This window comes from Natronocalculus amylovorans, from assembly GCF_023638035.1.
Taxonomy (GTDB): Archaea; Halobacteriota; Halobacteria; order Halobacteriales; family Haloferacaceae; genus Natronocalculus; species Natronocalculus amylovorans.
In genome coordinates, this window is the sequence record NZ_JAKRVX010000009.1 from 60565 (window position 1) to 77697 (window position 17133).

Annotated in this window: 15 protein-coding genes; 11 read left to right on the forward strand and 4 right to left on the reverse strand. The window is 51.0% G+C overall.

All coding sequences use genetic code 11. The features are described 5' to 3' along the window. Positions 1-45: 45 nt before the first annotated feature. A complete protein-coding gene (locus AArcSt2_RS15150) occupies positions 46-870 on the reverse strand; it encodes a helix-turn-helix transcriptional regulator (protein WP_250585836.1) in 825 nt (274 codons plus the stop codon). 334 nt (positions 871-1204) lie between these two features. Between AArcSt2_RS15150 and AArcSt2_RS15155 the strand changes: the two genes are divergently transcribed. The 8 genes from AArcSt2_RS15155 to AArcSt2_RS15190 all read left to right on the forward strand — a co-directional run bounded on the left by AArcSt2_RS15155 (position 1205) and on the right by AArcSt2_RS15190 (position 9609). After that, positions 1205-1786 carry a hypothetical protein gene (locus tag AArcSt2_RS15155; RefSeq protein ID WP_250585838.1) on the forward strand — a complete coding sequence of 194 codons (582 nt, stop codon included), beginning with the start codon at positions 1205-1207 and terminating at the stop codon, positions 1784-1786. 305 nt (positions 1787-2091) lie between these two features. Next, positions 2092-2703 carry a metal-dependent hydrolase gene (locus AArcSt2_RS15160; RefSeq protein WP_250585840.1) on the forward strand — a complete coding sequence of 204 codons (612 nt, stop codon included), beginning with the start codon at positions 2092-2094 and terminating at the stop codon, positions 2701-2703. A gap of 580 nt (positions 2704-3283) precedes the next feature. Further along, positions 3284-3874, forward strand: a complete 591-nt coding sequence (locus AArcSt2_RS15165; protein WP_250585842.1) for an AAC(3) family N-acetyltransferase — start codon at positions 3284-3286, stop codon at positions 3872-3874. A 65-nt stretch (positions 3875-3939) separates the two neighbouring features. Continuing rightward, positions 3940-4755: an FkbM family methyltransferase gene (locus AArcSt2_RS15170; RefSeq protein ID WP_250585844.1), complete on the forward strand. Its 816-nt coding sequence runs from the start codon at positions 3940-3942 to the stop codon at positions 4753-4755. Positions 4756-5042: 287 nt separating this feature from the next. Continuing rightward, on the forward strand, positions 5043-5864 hold the full coding sequence (locus AArcSt2_RS15175; protein WP_250585846.1) for a class I SAM-dependent methyltransferase: 822 nt from the start codon (positions 5043-5045) through the stop codon (positions 5862-5864). A gap of 782 nt (positions 5865-6646) precedes the next feature. Further along, positions 6647-7288 (forward strand): hypothetical protein, encoded by a 642-nt coding sequence (locus AArcSt2_RS15180; protein WP_250585847.1) that lies wholly within the window; start codon positions 6647-6649, stop codon positions 7286-7288. Positions 7289-7373: 85 nt separating this feature from the next. Next, positions 7374-8273: a hypothetical protein gene (locus AArcSt2_RS15185; protein WP_250585849.1), complete on the forward strand. Its 900-nt coding sequence runs from the start codon at positions 7374-7376 to the stop codon at positions 8271-8273. A 25-nt stretch (positions 8274-8298) separates the two neighbouring features. Then, the gene (locus AArcSt2_RS15190) at positions 8299-9609 is read left to right on the forward strand and encodes a hypothetical protein (protein ID WP_250585851.1); all 1311 of its coding nucleotides are present in this window, start codon (positions 8299-8301) and stop codon (positions 9607-9609) included. Between the two features lie 115 nt (positions 9610-9724). Here the strand turns inward: AArcSt2_RS15190 and aglF are convergent, their stop codons facing one another. Continuing rightward, complete coding sequence (gene aglF / locus AArcSt2_RS15195) at positions 9725-10444, reverse strand: UTP--glucose-1-phosphate uridylyltransferase AglF (protein WP_250585853.1); 720 nt, start codon at positions 10442-10444, stop codon at positions 9725-9727. A gap of 194 nt (positions 10445-10638) precedes the next feature. Continuing rightward, positions 10639-12771 carry a collagen binding domain-containing protein gene (locus tag AArcSt2_RS15200; protein ID WP_250585855.1) on the reverse strand — a complete coding sequence of 711 codons (2133 nt, stop codon included), beginning with the start codon at positions 12769-12771 and terminating at the stop codon, positions 10639-10641. A 147-nt stretch (positions 12772-12918) separates the two neighbouring features. Between AArcSt2_RS15200 and AArcSt2_RS15205 the strand changes: the two genes are divergently transcribed. From AArcSt2_RS15205 to AArcSt2_RS15215, 3 genes are read left to right on the forward strand one after another with little or no spacing between them, the layout of a single operon-like run. After that, positions 12919-14439, forward strand: a complete 1521-nt coding sequence (locus tag AArcSt2_RS15205) for a DUF58 domain-containing protein (protein WP_250585857.1) — start codon at positions 12919-12921, stop codon at positions 14437-14439. Then, positions 14432-15028: a DUF8163 family membrane protein gene (locus tag AArcSt2_RS15210; protein WP_250585859.1), complete on the forward strand. Its 597-nt coding sequence runs from the start codon at positions 14432-14434 to the stop codon at positions 15026-15028. Before AArcSt2_RS15205 ends, AArcSt2_RS15210 begins: the two co-directional genes overlap by 8 nt. After that, the gene (locus tag AArcSt2_RS15215) at positions 15025-15966 is read left to right on the forward strand and encodes a DUF7982 domain-containing protein (protein WP_250585861.1); all 942 of its coding nucleotides are present in this window, start codon (positions 15025-15027) and stop codon (positions 15964-15966) included. The genes AArcSt2_RS15210 and AArcSt2_RS15215 overlap by 4 nt, the downstream gene beginning before the upstream one ends. Before the next feature lie 408 nt (positions 15967-16374). Here AArcSt2_RS15215 and AArcSt2_RS15220 read toward each other — a convergent pair whose 3' ends face one another. Further along, a complete protein-coding gene (locus AArcSt2_RS15220; protein WP_250585863.1) occupies positions 16375-16917 on the reverse strand; it encodes a class I SAM-dependent methyltransferase in 543 nt (180 codons plus the stop codon). Between the last annotated feature and the right edge of the window lie 216 nt (positions 16918-17133).

Genomic DNA, 17133 nt, shown 5'->3' on the forward strand with positions numbered 1-17133 from the left:
ATCCGACACTTCACAACAAAATAAGTCAAGTGTCCCGCTGGGAGATCACTCGGCTATCTGTCGGGATTCGATCGGTCGGGCATCAGAACGGTAGCGTTCGTAGACCGATTTCGCCCACTTATTGACCACCGCTACGTCTGTATCGATTACTCCCTGAACGGTTCCGCTGTCCTGCTCGTAACAACTAATGACGACACGCTCATCGAGCAGGCCAGTTCCATGTGGTGGCAACTCGTCATGCTCTAGTACCGTGAAATTATCCTGTTGTAGTAATTCGGAACACCGCTTCGGATACGTTGAGAGGAAATATGTATGGCAGTTTGGGCGATCGATTAGCGTTACGTCTACGCCATCATCAACCAGTTGACAGAGAACGTCAAAACACGGATCCATCAGCGCAACCTCAGGGCGGAGATATCGTACCGTCGTCGTCTCCTTGAGAAGCGACTCAAATCGTGTTACTGGCCGATACGGGACATCGGGATCAGCAATAGTAATCGTCAGTTCAGACCAAGTCTCGATCGGAAATTTGCTGACCTCATCGGGGAGCCAGTGCCAGACGTCACGCAGTTTTCGTTCGGTTTCGAACCAGTCGAGCAGGTCATCCATCTCGGTGGCGATCGCTTCTCCCAACCGAGTTGCTACATACTGGTAGCCGTCTTTCTGGATCCAGAGCCGCTCTCCGAATTCGTTCAACGTCCGCCGGATCGTGGACGAGGAAACGCCAGTTTCCTCACAGAGTTCGGACCGACTTCGGGGACGCTCTGCCAGCGCAACGAGTGCTGGGATGCGGTGTTCCGATCGCGAGAGGTAGGCGATGTCGCCGATCGGCGAGTCTGGTGTTTGGTGATGTATGTTATTCAGCCCCATGATTTGAGTACGCAAACAACCATTAAAATCATTTGGCTCAGATAAATCGCTGTAAGGCACCGGAAGCATCCGTATACGATGTAGGCTGAGGGAACTACAAAGCCACGGCTCACCCGACCCGTGGTCGTTTACTTGAGAGAATTTCAATACAGCAAATAAAATATAGTTATTTTGTACTATGGGTGCAATACCTCTGTTCGAAAACGCGACACGTTTTTGTTGCAACGAGATGAATGCGTCTCGTCATGCTACTTTGGGGAGGGAGAATGTCAATTAAACAATGGTCTGTTACCAACTTCAGAAAACTTATAACATACAAAGATTGGCTATAGTTATGAGTTATTCCGGGCAAGAGCAACGGGCATCAGAGAACGAACAGAAAGAACAATTGCCTGAAACCAGTGGACAGCATCATCATCATCATCAGAAAGATGGTGTCGCTGATTCAACCGACGGCAGCGTTACATTGCAGCGACGAGGTTTCTTGGCGGTGGTTGGTTCAGCTGCCGTCCTCCCTGGAGTTGTGAGCGGTACAACAGACGCTACAGAACAAGAGGGGTACGGTCTCAATGGTTACGGTGAGGGTGGCTATGGACACACCATCGAAGACAGCAGTGACGATGAGGTTGAAGATGTAGACGAGGCCGAAATTGACGATACGCGGAGTAGTGTCGATAGTGAAACTGACGATAGCGATCCAGACACAGATGATGACTCATCTGCGCAAGGTGACGACACGGGCGAAGACAGCTCATCGGGATCTGAGACGCCAAGCTCGGACACAGGCATAGAAAATGAAACATCAGATCTCGCACCAGGCTTCGGGTTGCTTGCAGCCGGCAGTGGGTTGGGCGCTACCGCTGCCTATCTACTCGCCAAAGAGCACTTCTCGTCCGATGGTGACAACGAGGAATAAGAATAGATATAAAACAAAAAATCAGTAGGGAACGGTTGTCTCGATCGAATAATACGACGTGAGCCTCGAACGACCGAATCGATGGGCCTCGGAAAAGTAGTGGTTTGCGTCCCAAATTTTTCAATTCCAATTGGGAATCGTTTCTGTTGACATATTGTAACTATTTTATTCTTGTTTAGCCTAAAACCAGCAATGGTGATCGATGTCCGTTTGACCAGTCGCCGGTGTAACCGTTTTGGGAATGTGGATCTCGGCTGTGAGTATGTTGATGCACAACGGACGATTTTGGGAGGCTTCTAGTTCACATGATGCCATGGGAGCACGCCGTTATTGGATACATTGGTTATTCGCTGTTCATCCATGCATTCTACCGTGATTCACCTACCGCCAGCGAAACCATTGTCGTGGTCTTCGCGTCAATACTACCGGATCTCATTGATAAACCGCTCGCGTGGGAGTTTGGTATCTTCGCATCAGGATACGCAATCGGTCACTCGATCTTCTTCGCCGTGCCGCTCTCTCTCGCTGTTGGACTGCTGGCCTATCGACGGGGGAGCCCGCGTCTCGGCTGGGCGTTCGGGATCGGCTATCTGCTTCACACGCCGTTCGATATCATTCCATCGTACGTTCGAGATGGTGAGGTACCGATCGACCGTGCACTGTGGCCGCTCCACAGATCCGGGTCCGGCGAAGGTGGCGAGTTTCGTGGCGAATTTATAGGGAACATGGTCCCGTACGCACAGTGGGCCCTAGAAGAAGCCACGTCTGGAGAGCCCTCACCGTACTTCCTCTTTCTGCTCGGACTCTTCGGTTTCACCTTTCTGCTCTGGCTTTACGACGGAGCGCCCGTCGCCAGGGAAGCGGTCCAAATCGCCACAAACAGAGAGTCACACGCGGATGACGATCGAAGTCGGTGAATCAGAACTGTGATTCGGAAAACTGCCTCAGTCTTTGAGTGCAGCGAGTGCCGTTTTCGATTCAGGAAAAGACATACAACGAGTGTGAACCCACAAGCTCAAATAATCACTTCTCATGATTGTCTGAACAAATGTGTGTGGACGATCGGCTATTGAAACAATCGCCATACGATCGGGATTTGATACAAAGCCAGTCAGATGGCTTATGAAGAAGCGAATGTGCGGATCGTATATCTGGGGTTGCTCGAAAAGAGTAGTTGACTTACAAATGGTAATAACGTTAATTCGTGTCGATGGAGTGTCTCGAAAGGCAATCTAGAAACTCAACCGATCCCCAAATTTAAACAGCCTGCTGATCAGATTCGCTTGGAGATTACGAATTTGAACCATGAAAGTAACACGTTGGCCAAATACAATCCTTCACAAATCCCTCGAAAAAATACCCCACAGAGTGTGGAGTACCGACCCTCAATCATTTGAAGCTATCTTCGAAAGGTACGACAAGTACGACCTCGTCTGGGTACACATTGGCCTGAGTGACGTGAACCGCGCGTTGCCCGGAAACCCGTACGAAAACGTAATGAACGCGCTGAGGGCTAATTTCGAGAACATACTGGCGACAGGATTCACCCACTATTTCAGAAAATCACGGGTCTACGACAAACAACATTCGAGGCCGGGACACGGAACGTTCGTTCGATTATTTTTTAATGACGCGGATTATCGAACTAATGATGCGATCAAATCGATTCTCGTGAAAGGGGAGTATCGGTTCGATGAGTGCAATCACCGGAATACATACAGCAAAAATGGATGTTTCGAACAGGTCAAGAAGGATGACGCGCTAACAATCTCAATTGGAACTCCGTGGCTTATCTGTTCGTACCTTCACCACATCGAGGCCAACCACGGCGCGCCATACATGCCTGCAAAAGAGTACAAGGGAGTAATGCATGATAACGGATCCATGTCCGAGATTACCCAGACAACCCAGATGTATGACGGCATATGGACGTTTAACAAGTTCAAATTGCAGCGGCACCTGCGAGCAGCCGGTATCTTAGACGAGTACGACCTCAACGGTCTGTCGATTTATGCTGCATCGATCCCTGAAATCGATACGTTTGTTTCTGGGAAAATGAAACAAGATCCGTATTATCTCGTCACGTGAGGTGTTTACATCTATTCCATGTTTCTGAAATAATATTCAAATCATGGGATATCGATTGTTCGGCCATGTTTCGCCGACTGTATTCGGACCATATTCGTACAATCAGTAAGCGATATAATATTCATCCGTTTATTTCGAGAGGATACAAAGCCTACGAAACCGCAAGGTACGCGATCGTCTCGAAACTCGGTCGGGATACCTTCCCAGTGTCAGTGAGCGGAATCGATGCACAGTTCACTGTCACCACACAGTCCGAGTACGACCGACTGCGGCGAATCAATGAAAACGACGACCTGATGTTACTCTTAGCGGAACTTCGTCCAGGCGACACCCTCTGGGATTTTGGCGCTAATATCGGAACCCACGCGATACTCGCAGGCAAGCTACTACAAAACGGATCCGTTCTGGCGGTTGAACCGTATCCCCGAAACGTGCGCAAACTCAGGCATAACGTCGTTAATAACGGATTGGATAATGTCAGCGTGGAAGAGGCGGCGTTGGGCGATCAAAATGGGGAAATTGAACTCGGGATTGAGGACGGCGGTGAAACCGGAACCGTTGGACACAGTACCGTCACAAAGAGCGACTCAGGATCGATCACTGTCCCGATGAGAACCGGAGATTCGTTCCTCTCTCAATATCCACAGCCCGATGTGGTGAAAATCGATGTTCAGGCTGCTGAAATGCAAGTATTAGAAGGTATGACAGAGGTACTACATTCGGGCTGCCGCACCGTTTTTTGCGAAACTCATCCCCGCATGGGTGTCGATACCGACGAAGTCTGTGCGTTCTTCGAAAGATTCGATTTCCACCCTCGCGTGGTCAATGAAGATGAAATCACGGCGCAGGTTATTGCACATAGGGTCTCTACCTCCAGGTGAGAAATATTGGGGGCGACCAGATGACTCGTATAAGGTAATGCAGGTAAATAAAATGGCCAATAAAACGCCTATACTTTTTTGTGGCAAATAGCCGTCATTCAAGAAAGAGAGCTATGTCATTCGATGGGTCGCAAAATCAAATAAAAACGGGGATTAAAAACACATACAATCAGTATCGGACACAGTATCTGTTACCAAAAATAAAGCAGACATACCACCGCCTACCAGAAGGGATAAAAAGTACGGCGAGAGAATCCTACTACTTTGTTAATCCCCGACGATCGTGGATGCAATTAAAAGAAAAGCAGCGTGCGTACGATCATTTTGTCGATCGGTTTTTTGAGACCGAAAAAGAATACCAAGCGTACAAAGACGAGTTCTTAGAAACGGATATTTATAACATTTGTATGTCTTCCCGTAAGGAGGTAGATCCCCCCCACTACTTTTTTGACGCCCATCTCAATACATGTGTCAACTACTACAGCTTGATCAGAAAGTACGAACCAAAGGTGCTGCTCGAAACCGGTGTGTACAACGGCGTCGCGACGCTCTCGATGCTTCTCGCCCTCAAAGAGAACGGCAGTGGAACGCTGTACTCGATCGATAACTCAAAAAATATCGCTAATCCGAGACAGATGGACGTGAAAGGAGACGAAGGAGCGGCCAACCGCGATCGGTTCTATAGTCGGAGAGGACAGTCATGTGGAGACAGCGCGATCGTTCCCGAAAATAAAGGTCCCGGATGGATTATCCCCGAGGAATTGAAGAAGCAGTGGGAATTAACGGAAGGTGACAGCCGAGATATACTTCCGGGGATGCTCGATGAACTCGGTGAGGTCGATTTTTTCGTTCATGATTCAGAGCACTCGAACGCTCGGATGCTCTTCGAATTCGAACTTGTCTGGAACTATCTCCGTCGATCCGGGATCATGCTATCTGGACACGTCGCACAGAACGACGCTTTCGAAACGTTCGCGGAGGAGCGCTCGTGCGATCACGGAGTTTATGACGTGCTCTGGGATCCCGAGCCACATCCAAACTCCTGTTATTCCTCTCGTAAGCCGTGCCGTAGCGGATACCTGACGAAAGGCGGAGTGAAGTCTGCGTAACCTGACTGCGTCGAAAGTATCTCTTCGGTCTCGGTCCCTAACTTAGCCATTCGATCACGTACCTACTGTGTCTCCTGGAGTTCAAGAATAATCTTAACAGGTGACCAAACTCTGAAGCAGTGGCAGCGCCCACCAAATCGCTGACCGAGTCCGATATCTACTCTCAGGGGGTACCCGAAGATGACCGCCGGAAAGAAAATTAACGATTTGTTACTGTTCGTTTTACACTGTCTCTCTTTCTCTAGGGGGACCCCGATGAGCGGGCCCGTATTGACTTGAGTCGAGAGTATTTGCGACAACATTCTCAAGAGCGGACCATCGCCTGCACGTCGATACGCTCCGATCGGAGCGACAAAGAGATCGCTAGGGCTTTCGGCATTCTCGAAGGTACCGGACGGTAAACTGAATTTGTCTGTCGTCCCGCTCGGCGATAGCCGCGGCATGCGTCATGAAGATAGGAGAACTAGTCACGTAACCGAAGCTTTAGTGCCAGATACATTCTTTTTGTCAATATTTTTTGCATGATAGACTGGACTGATGAAAGCAATCAGAACAGTCGGCTTGCGGAGAAAATTCGAATCGTATAATATTCGAATACTATTGGTTGACATGCATCGTTACTCTCAAATCGTACGAACAGGCCGCAGTTAGATATTATAATACAAGTAACTGGTAAACAGACGTTCTACATTATCGTACACTTTCGGAAAATATATAAATAATAGATACCAGTAATATATATGTTTATCAAGATTTATTAATGATGGCTCTAATCGATTGATGTGCATCGAACCGGGCAAAATAACAGGCCACAGGAATCCGTCGAACCGGGCAATGAGGAGACAGATTCACTCAGTGGTCAAAATGAAACAAACAAAGATGTAACGTCATCCGCTTCCAGTGCTTCACTCGGACGTCGAGGGTATCTGACGCTACTCGGTGTGGGTGTGACGACCCCCATGCTTGCTGGCCGTGCGTTGTCGACGGAAGATACTGGCTACGGCGTTAGTGGGTACGGTGACCGTGTCTACGGTGACACCGAGGAAGATGAAGATGAAGAAGTAGTTGAAGATGACGACGATGAAGTAGTTGAAGACGAAGATGAAGAGGTGCTGACCGCGGAGCCAACAATCACGAAGCTCAACCTCCGTGATACGAGTAATCCGCGCAATCCGCACGCGGACCTGCAAATCGACTGGGCTGCTTCGATCGACGACGGTGAATTAGCACTTATGGAACTGTGGGTGGAGCGTCACGATGGGGTCCAGATTACGGTAGTCACCGAAGATCTCGACGAAGAAGCGGCCAGCGGTGTTGAGACGACACGGGTTCATCAGGGTGCAGGTGAGCAATACGTCGTTCGGCTTCGCATGACAAGTGGATACGACACTCAGACAACTGAATTGGAATCCATCGAAACATGAATATCTCACCGACTATCCACAAGTACGACACGTACGCACAAACGACCGAAGAAATCAATCAAACCAATAGAGCAATATAATAACAATGAAACGATACAATATTCCTGAATCAGGTACAAGCGATTGGCACATCCCGCTGAACGAAAACTTCGAGAATCTTGAAAGAGACGTTGAAATACGCGATACTGAGTCGAATCTCGACGAGTACGAGCCGAAAGACGGAGCAAAATATCTCGCCGTCGATACGGGCAAAGTGTACCTCGGCAACGGCGAGAACTGGAACACCCTCGGAACCATTGATGAAGTGAGCGGGAGCGTTGATTCCTCGAGTATTAGTGGAATCACATCCGCACGAACAAACGTTGGCGCGATGGTCGGTGGCACTTACCACGACAATACCTATACCCAGGGTGGGTATGGTGTGGTATTTGAAGCCCAAGATTTACACATTGGCAGCGTCGTCGTCGATTCGGACCTCTCGAACGTGTCTAACGATGAAATCGAAGTTCAACTCCGTGAATGGAGAGACGGATCCACTGATGCACCCGTCGTCGACTCGAAAATTATTCGACTTTCCGGCGGCACCGAACGTGTCGAACTTAGCTTCAAAGTCCCTGCGTCAGGTAATGGAGACCCGAATGACGAGTACATCCTCCAGCGCGGTCCGTACACCGATGCCGAGGAAACAGACATCCCGCTGCGCCGTCGACTAGCTAATGAAGACGACTGGTCGGAGGAGGACTACGAACAACACGATTACCCGGATATAGGAATCAACTTCCTCCGGGGGGGTTTTACGGCTCACAGTGACGATCGTGGACACGATCACTGGTACTACTTTTTCGATTGGCTCATCGGGCCAGAGGAAGATCGGGTGGAAACCCCATGGTCGACAGATATTGACGAGCTGTATGTCCGTCCTATAGACCCTACGGAAGAATTTGATGACGTGAGTCCCCGATCACTGTGGATCGACACGTCGTGAAAATTGACGATAGAATTATTATAACATGAAATTTAACACGCAAAAGGGCGGTGTCTGGTCCCAGGGCACACCCAAGATTCGAAAAGGAGACCAGTGGATCTCGATTGGAGGGACGACTACCGATAGCGGAACGGTCAGTGGCAGTGGGATGGGATACTCGTGGGATCAGACCCACACCGACACCTCTTGGTTATCCGAGGCAGATTCGTCCAACGACATCACCGTCGAAACCGTCACCAATCTTGAACCGAGTGGCCCCGGTTCGCTTGAAGAAGCGTTAGAAAACGCAGAAGACAATGATACTACTATTGTTGCCTTCGAAGTCGGTGGCGTCATTGACCACGGCCCCATTAGCAGTAACTGGATGCGTAGCTATGCTGACAACGTATATGTTGCAGGGCAGACTGCCCCATATCCGGGCATTACGCTCATTCGTGGAGGGGTTCGAGTGCATGGGGATAACAGTATATTCCACCACATGTCATTTCTCCCCGGAGATGACGTGAGTGACCCGAATTCCCAACGAGCGTTCACGTTCGACGAGGACGGTAACAATAATCTCGTCGATCATTGTACGTTTGCTTGGGCTCCTGACACAAACCTTCGTTTCCGAAAGGATCACTCCAACCACTCGGCAATCAACTGTATCATTTCTGAGGCACTAAACATGTCGAGCCACGATGAAGCACCACACGGGTACAGTATCCACATGTCGGAAAATATTTCGGAATTAGCGATCATGGGTAATTTAGTCTCACATGGGTGGAAACGAAACCCAGTCTGTAATCACGATGGGGTTGAGTTTTGTTTCATTAATAATTACGTATACAATTGGGGAGATCGACATTATCATGGTACTTCCAGCTCTCCTGGTCCCTATATCGACTGGATTGGAAATGTTTCCGAACACGGTGTGAATACTGACAAAAGCATAGGTACATTTGATCACCGTGCTGCAACTGTTTACTACAACGATCAACTTCTAATCCCTTCGGATCAATCGTTATCTGATAGTAATTTAAATTACGTCAACGAGCCTCAGAACCTACCCCCGGGGCTTGAAGTGGATGATATTGTTTCGTCTACCGACCTGAAAGATTTTCTTTCACCTCAGATTGGACCACGTCCTGCAAATCGTGATCCAGTTTCTGATCGGATTATCACCGAGTGGGTGAACGGGGAGGGCCAGATCATCGACAACGAAAACGATGTGGGCGGCTATCCGAATTATAACTTAACGAGTCGGTCGCTCAATCCTCCGAGCACGAATGTGCTCGACTGGCTTCAGCGATACACCGACGAGGTCGAACTCGGGGCCGTGAACCCTCTCCACTGACAAGACACGCTACTCACGGTTGAGAGGAAGCAAACCGAACAAGCGTTCCGTGCTGAAAGGTCGTTACGGGGTTACAATTAGTGATCAAGTGACCGTGTGGCATCGGTCGAGATACCTATGCCAAAATCTCCTGCAACCGTCGTTCGGCTTCTTTTCTATCTTCAGGATAGCCGATGTCAATCCGCCAGCCATCGAGACGGAGCGCATCGATCGTACGCCCACTACGGATCAGCAGGTCGACCGCTTCGCTGAGTTCGTATTCGCCCCGGTCCGACGGCTGCACTAATTTACACGCGTGGAAAATTGCTGGCGTGAAGGTATAAAAACCAGTCATCACTAGGTTTGACTCCGGTTTATCGGGTTTCTCGACGACCTCAGTAATCTCACCGTAGGCGTTCGTGTTGCAGACCCCGTAACGGCTGGCTTCTTCCCAAGGAACTTTTTCTGTGAGGAAGACGGCGTCTGCCCGATCCTCTTGGTGGCGACGGATAACGTCTTGCAGATTTGCGTCGAAGATGTTATCGCCGAGCATGAGCATGAAGTCACCGTCGACGTTGTCTTCGACGGTCAAAAGTGCGTGTGCCAGCCCTAACTGTTCGCGCTGGTGGGCGTACGTGATCGGGGTACCTTCGAATTCATCCCCGTAATGGTCGATGATTTCTTCTTTCATGTAGCCGACAACGACAATTAATTCGTCAGCGCCCAATTCGACAACTTGCTCGAAGCAGTGGGTCAAAATCGGTTTGTCGTCGACCTCGACCATCCCTTTTGGTTGGTCTTCCGTCAACGGACGAAGTCTGGTTCCTTTGCCGGCAGCTAGCACTACTGCTTCCATAGCCGTTAGTTGTCATCCACGGATAAAATTCTTTAGACCTACTCAAAATAGTATAATTCACTCGTTGAGAAGTAGTAACTAGATGATGTATTGAAAATTGCTGCAGGCCGTCGGATCATCTCGACGTGGTTATCGAGGTGATTTATTTATGCTCCTAGCGAGCCGGATTGGGCGATCGAGCTCTGTGCTTCTTATTACATATCCAACTGATCAATCGACTTGAGCACTCGTTCGGCTGCCTCAATAGCTTGGGTAGCCCTTACTTCGTCCGCCTGTTCCGACGCGAACGTTACTCTCTCGTACTGTTGAACAATTTCTGCTAACTCTGAACTCTGATCGAAGCCCGATTCCACATACGAATTATACAGTTCCCAGTGTGTCGACGCGTCCGTAATCTCGGGGCGGTGACCGAGACGCCGGCGTACGGCAGCGTACGACAGGATGATTGCTTCTTCGTATGCACCGGCATCGACGCGCTCATTGGCCGATCGCAGCAGTTTCTGGCTAACCTCCTGCGCCACTTGGGGATCTGATGACAAACTGGTGCCCACAATATCGAATCTCTCGTCGTCCGAAACTGGATCACGCCGAATCAACCAGGCGGTGGCAATGCCAAAGAGTGTAATCGTCCCGCCACTGACAAGTAGGATGTCGCGCATATCGAACGGCAGTAGCGACGGTGCAGCCTCATCACGCGGAATGCGTACGGTCCTCTCGTTGTTCGACGATTCGAGATTCGACTCAGAGCCGTCGAATGTAGACTCGATTGTCACACTGTCAGCTTCTGTATCTGGAACTGTAATCGTGTGATCGAGGATTCCGTTTTCGTCGGTCTCTACGCTATCGACTTCTTCACCGTCGATATCGAGGCTGACGGTTTCGTTATCGATCGGCACCCCAGCGTCGGTTTCGAGCGATCCTCGAATGGAGATCTGTTCGGCTGATTCATCGGTTAGCTCGGCCTGAACCGTGAGGGCTGTCTCGGTGGACTCGATCAATGTCGTAACGGAATCGTTTGATGTGGCAACCGCACGGTTCTGGTTCTCTATTCGAACTATGATGGCCGTCTCACCATCCCCAATCGATCGTGGAACGGGGGCTGAAAATGAGAACCGTCCGTCGTCATCTGTTTGCACCGTTTCAAGCCGCTGGTCATCAACAAGGAGGGATACCTCGACCTCGGATACGGACCGATCATTTTCGCCTGCAACGACGGTTCCGATGGCAGTAACGTTGTCTCCGAAGCTAGCCGATGTGCTATACTCATCGATGACAACAGTCGAGTCGACCGGTGTCACAGTAATCGGGACGGTCTCATTCGTCGCACCAAATGAGGAGGAGGAATCAGGGCGGTACTGCACGTTTAACGTCGTCTCGTCGGTCGACAGGTGGACCGGTCGGTAGGCGAGTTCGAACTGGCCGGTATTGTCAGTTTCAACCGTATACAGGCGCTGACCAACTGCAAGGGTTATTGTCCGGTCATCGATCGCCTCACCGGAATCTGTCAGGAGTTGTCCGCTGATCGTCAGCGGATCGTCGAAACTCGCCTCAGTACCCTCCGCTGAGAGATCGAGCTGCGTGTCGACGAACTCTGCTTCGTTGAAGCGCTCTACGTACGCTTCGGCTGCTTCTTGGCGTGCCTCGATCGTCTCAATCTCAGTTTCGTAATCATCGTTGGTGTTCGACTGAATCTCGTCGTATGAATTGATGAGTGCGTCACCGCTATCGAGGATTCTGGTAGCTTCTTCCTCTAACTCACCCGCTAACGCGCGGGCACGTTGGTCGTCGCCTTCTTGCCGAGCCTGCTCGTACTCGATTCGTATACTCTCGAAGTTACCGTCCGCATCGGTGAATTCTTGGTGTGCTTCTTGAGCCGTCGCGTACATCTCTACACTATCCTCGTCTGCTACGTTCCGGTAATTCTCCAGTATCTCGTCATACTCCGAACCGAGCGAAATATTCGCTTGTTCATAGTCTCGGTCGTCGACACTCGCCGTCGATTCAGATAGCCGTTCAGAGAGTATTGATTCAAGATGTAGTTGTAAGCGCTCGGAGTCACCCTGTTCAGAGACTTCATCAGGGTTTTCATGCTGCGGTGGAGTGGTCTCGTTCTCTTGGTTCGTTTCATCACCGTTTTCCTCTATTTGTGAGGATGTGCTCAGTATGGGTTGTTCAACATCAAGAGAGATCTTCGACACAGCACCTGACTCCTCGTCTTCGATCTCGTCAAAGGCAGCGTCCGATGCCACCGCACCACCGGAAAAAACGACGGCGACGAGGATGATCAGCGAGAGCAAAGCTTTGTATGTCCAACGGGCGAGAGCCATTCAATCACATATCAGTACTGCAAGCAACATTAAATATCCTCTCCTCCTCACTACAATTGGACCAGACAAGTTGAGCAAATATCGATTTGACATACTGTAGTAATTTCGTGAACAAGTTTCAAACGATGGTCTCTGTATAAATAAGGTATGCAGGCTACGCGGCAGACGTGGACAGTCGTAATTATGGCAGTTATCCTTGCAGGACTGTCACCTATTACCGCTTCGGTCCTGCCCGCAGTCGGAGCTTCGGTGCTCTTTGGTTGGCTTCTCGCGGTTCAGATCGCTGCCATCCGAAGCTTCCGCGCGACTGTCACGGCGACGAGCGTCCAAATTGAACCCGAGGTATCGCGCGCCCGCGCTAACAAAGAATTCCCGGTCACGGCGACAGTAAAGCGCCCCGGATCCGAGACCGAAACCGAGGTGATGGTGACGTTTCCAAAACCACCTACGGCGCAGCCAGCCTCGGTGGTAGATAGACGAATCACACTCGAGCCGGACGAAACGTATGCGACGACAACATATACGGTGCAGATTCCTGTTGCCGGAGAGTTCACGCTCCCGAAGCCAAGCTGGTCGATCTCAGACCCGTACGGCGCATTTACCGAGACGTACGTTCGTGGTCCGACTCCCAAGATCCAACTCTTAGAGTCGGTGGCCCGTAATCTCCACGTTGGTCGAGGAGGAGCACAGGTTACTGTCTTCGGAGAGCACACCGGTACTCATACTGGTAAGGGACTCATCCCTGAAAAGACCCGACCGTACGTGGAAACCGATCCCGCAAACTGGATCGACTGGAAGGCGACCGCCCGGCTCGGGGAAGCGCACGTCCGAGAGTTCGAAACCGAGAGTAATCGGCAAGTTAAGATGCTCGTTGATCACAGAGCGAAGATGGGAATTGGTTTTGATGGAGAACAGACGACCGCGCTCATGTACGTTCGGGATGTCGCACTTGGCATCGTCTCGACCGCAGAGAACGCCGGTGATCCGATCAGATTCGTGGCCGTCGGTGACGACGGCATCACGAACCTTATTCAGGGGGTGCACCGATCGACGCGATATGACGAAATTCGCCAGCGGTTGCTTGACCTCGAGCCGACGCCTACCAGCGGACCGACGTCCACGGTCGAACTGGACCATCCTGAATCCGCTCGACGACTCGTCCGCGAGTTAGGGGATGGAAAGAGTGAATTTGAGCGCGTCGTACACGCGTTTGCAACCGCGACGACGTCCTATGTCCAACGACTCAGTTCTGATCCGCTTTCTCAGGCAGTTCGCCATGAACGCGCCAATAACGGCGGCTTTACCGGGGTTACTGTAATCCTGACAGACGATACCGAACGCTCAGACATATGGAAAATTGCTCGCGTCGCCGATCGTGACAGGGGAGAAACGTTCTTGTTTCTCGCGCCGCGGGTGTTTTATGATCCACAAGGACTCGACAATATCGAGCGGGCTTACGAGCAGTATTTGGAATTCGAACGCTTCCGGGAACGGCTGTGCCGTCTTGAATCTGTTACTGCCTTCGAGGTAGCCCCAGCCGATCGGCTCCAAGCAGTCATCTCCGGGAGTCAGTCAGGACCGGGAAGTCTGTACAACCGATCCGAAGGTTCGACGAGACGAACTGGTCGCACACAATCATCGGTGTCTGGGGGGACGATCGATGGCTAAACCTGTCAACGAAACCGCATCAGCGCACAAACAGTTCAATCTGACGCAACGATGGCGGTTCGACGGCGCAAGTTTCGTACGGATCGCCGGTCTGCTCTGGGTCGTCGCCGCTGGCTGGTTCGTGGCTGGTGACATGGGATTTGTGCTCGGGGCAGGGCTGCTCGCAGTCGGACTCGTTTCGCGACCAGTAGTCACTGTAGCGGTCGCACATACGGCGCTATTAGCGGTTATTACTGATATTGGGAGCACTGGGAGCCTTGCCGAACTCGCACTCTTCGAAATCGGTTTGATAACTGTACTTGTTACCGAGCGCCCAATGAATCTCACTGTGAGCGCACTAACTGTCGGTGCCGCGGTCGCTTTGGCGACCAGTTTCGCGGCGATCGTCATGGAAGCGGGGATACTCGCCGGGAGCGTCTCGATCGTGCTCGGTTTCGCTGCAATCACTTACGTGCTCTATCGATACGAGACGTTTTGGCTGTTGGCTGCCGATGATTTGGAGGACACACCGCGGATCGAAGATCAACGATCGCCTACGGAGCAGGGGGTATCCGAACAAAAAACGACCGGTGGAGGAGAAACAACATGAGTCCATCCAATTCGACAGCCTACAATGGAGATCGCAGTATCGAGGACACTGAGTATAATCAGGAGGAACTTGTCGCCCAACTTGAGCTGCTGAGCGCAGAGAATCGTCGACTTCGTAGGTCAGTTTCCGACGCGAGACGGCATCACTACCGCGGAATCGCAGCTGGGCTGTTCATTATAGGCGTAATCTGCGGAGTGCTGGGTTTTGGGACTACGGCGGGTTCGGACGTCCTCTTCGCGCTGGCAGGGATAGGCGTCTTCGGTGGCATGTTCACCTACTTTTTGACGCCCGATCGGTTCATCTCCGCGGACCTCGGAGAACGAGTGTACGCCGCCACTGCGACGAGTTATGAACGCATCTGCGCCGATCTCGGACTGTCCGCCCGCCGAGTGTACGTGCCGTTAGACCGACCGAACAACGATTCGGTATCCAAAAAAATGGTAGGCGATAAGCCGACCAGATTGGCACTGGACGACGTTCGACTATTCATCCCCCAGCGAGCCGAAGTAGAGGTACCGGACGAAGCCACACTTCGTGAGAATGCGTTTGTCGTAGACGCTCGAAACCAAACACATGGCCTCTCGGTGCTCCCGACCGGGAGCGGGCTGTACGATGCGTTTATGAACTCACTCGATGGATCACTCGAAGACGAGCCGAGAGAACTCTACCGCCAACTCTCGGATTGCGTCGTCGAGGACTTCGAACTCGCACGGTCGACCACTGTCGATCTCGATCGAGAACGCGGTCGTATGTCGGTTGAATTCGCCGACGCGCTATACGACGGTCGGGCACGGTTCGACCACCCGATCGCATCATTCTTTGCGGTTGGCTTAGCGAACGGGCTCAATCTACCGATTGAGACGACGATTACGAACACTGCTCCACTCTCGGTTACGCTTCGGTGGGACGACGAGCCGACACCAGAAACTCACAACTGACACTCTATCGGATGATAGAGGTTATACGAACTCATCTATTTTGTTCTTATATTAATTGCTGACAGTTCGATTGAAGCCAGTGTTTATGACTGTTTCCAAGTAGCAGCAATGAACTATGTAAGGATCGCATGTACATCAGCGACAATACTTTTTGATCCGATACATTTGCGTAATTGTCATTCTGGATAGAGTGTACCATTGAGCGTTAGGTCATTCGAAGATTACGTGTGAATCCAGGTCTTCCATTCATGCGTAGGAGACCTCCTCAGCGATGTCATCGGAATCTATCCAAACACCACGGCATATTTTTAAAACGAACGTACGCGAAAACTGCTCAACGATATCTACGCCGGCAGATGCCGCTACTGGCAGGTAATACGAGATATTCTGACGGGTTAGCCGAACCGGTTATCTGAAGCACATGAGGGCATATCTGAAGTCCTCACCCCAATAGTCCTGGTCCAAGGGCCGTTCGATCGTTTCTACGAGATCGAATGATGAAAAGAGCGAATGATATTCGGAGATGCTGCGGGTGTAAACACGATTTGTGTCTTCGACGGCGCCTATTTTCTCGGCGATGAGTAATTTTCGATTGTTGCTCGCAACTCTCTCAATCTCTCCAGCGACCTGATCGAGCTGCTCGTTCGGTACTTGCGTCAGCACGCCGAAGGAAACGATTAAATCGAATATTGAATCCTCGTACGGGAGTTCCTGTGCAAGTACGTTGTGGAACGTGACGTTCGGATACAGCTGCCGTGCATCGTCAAGCAACTCCTTCTCCGGATCGATCGCGTAGTGATCTGCCGAGCGACGGGCGAGCCATGGGGTCAACCGGCCGTAGCCACAGCCAATTTCGAGGGACTTGGAGGCACGGTACTCGCCGAGGCCGCGCTCAATTAGATCAACGTCCGTGAAGAGTTCGTGGCTAAAATCGGGAGGGTCCTTCGACATTGTTACCACGTCGTAATCACAAGTGATTCTGTCCTCCGCACGATAATCGCGGTATCGGCGATGAACGTATTTCCACGCTTTGGCTGGTCTTTTGAGCCCTCTTTGGACTTTGTCCAGAAGCATGGCCATCATTACAACCGTAAATACGAAAACAGTTGGGGTGGCCTGGTCTGCGTTGGAGGTATCGCGTATACCATCTGATCTATGCACGGAACC

What these genes read in the sequence shown, in the direction of transcription:
- AArcSt2_RS15165 (WP_250585842.1), top strand. Translation starts at nt 3,284, where the DNA reads ATGAACGCGCTGAGGGCTAATTTCGAGAACATACTGGCGACAGGATTC.
- AArcSt2_RS15155 (WP_250585838.1), top strand. Translation starts at nt 1,205, where the DNA reads ATGAGTTATTCCGGGCAAGAGCAACGGGCATCAGAGAACGAACAGAAA.
- AArcSt2_RS15200 (WP_250585855.1), bottom strand. Translation starts at nt 12,771, where the DNA reads ATGGCTCTCGCCCGTTGGACATACAAAGCTTTGCTCTCGCTGATCATC.
- AArcSt2_RS15170 (WP_250585844.1), top strand. Translation starts at nt 3,940, where the DNA reads ATGTTTCGCCGACTGTATTCGGACCATATTCGTACAATCAGTAAGCGA.
- AArcSt2_RS15215 (WP_250585861.1), top strand. Translation starts at nt 15,025, where the DNA reads ATGAGTCCATCCAATTCGACAGCCTACAATGGAGATCGCAGTATCGAG.
- AArcSt2_RS15205 (WP_250585857.1), top strand. Translation starts at nt 12,919, where the DNA reads ATGCAGGCTACGCGGCAGACGTGGACAGTCGTAATTATGGCAGTTATC.
- AArcSt2_RS15160 (WP_250585840.1), top strand. Translation starts at nt 2,092, where the DNA reads ATGATGCCATGGGAGCACGCCGTTATTGGATACATTGGTTATTCGCTG.
- AArcSt2_RS15150 (WP_250585836.1), bottom strand. Translation starts at nt 870, where the DNA reads ATGGGGCTGAATAACATACATCACCAAACACCAGACTCGCCGATCGGC.
- AArcSt2_RS15190 (WP_250585851.1), top strand. Translation starts at nt 8,299, where the DNA reads ATGAAATTTAACACGCAAAAGGGCGGTGTCTGGTCCCAGGGCACACCC.
- AArcSt2_RS15220 (WP_250585863.1), bottom strand. Translation starts at nt 16,917, where the DNA reads ATGTCGAAGGACCCTCCCGATTTTAGCCACGAACTCTTCACGGACGTT.
- AArcSt2_RS15185 (WP_250585849.1), top strand. Translation starts at nt 7,374, where the DNA reads ATGAAACGATACAATATTCCTGAATCAGGTACAAGCGATTGGCACATC.
- AArcSt2_RS15210 (WP_250585859.1), top strand. Translation starts at nt 14,432, where the DNA reads ATGGCTAAACCTGTCAACGAAACCGCATCAGCGCACAAACAGTTCAAT.
- aglF (WP_250585853.1), bottom strand. Translation starts at nt 10,444, where the DNA reads ATGGAAGCAGTAGTGCTAGCTGCCGGCAAAGGAACCAGACTTCGTCCG.
- AArcSt2_RS15175 (WP_250585846.1), top strand. Translation starts at nt 5,043, where the DNA reads ATGCAATTAAAAGAAAAGCAGCGTGCGTACGATCATTTTGTCGATCGG.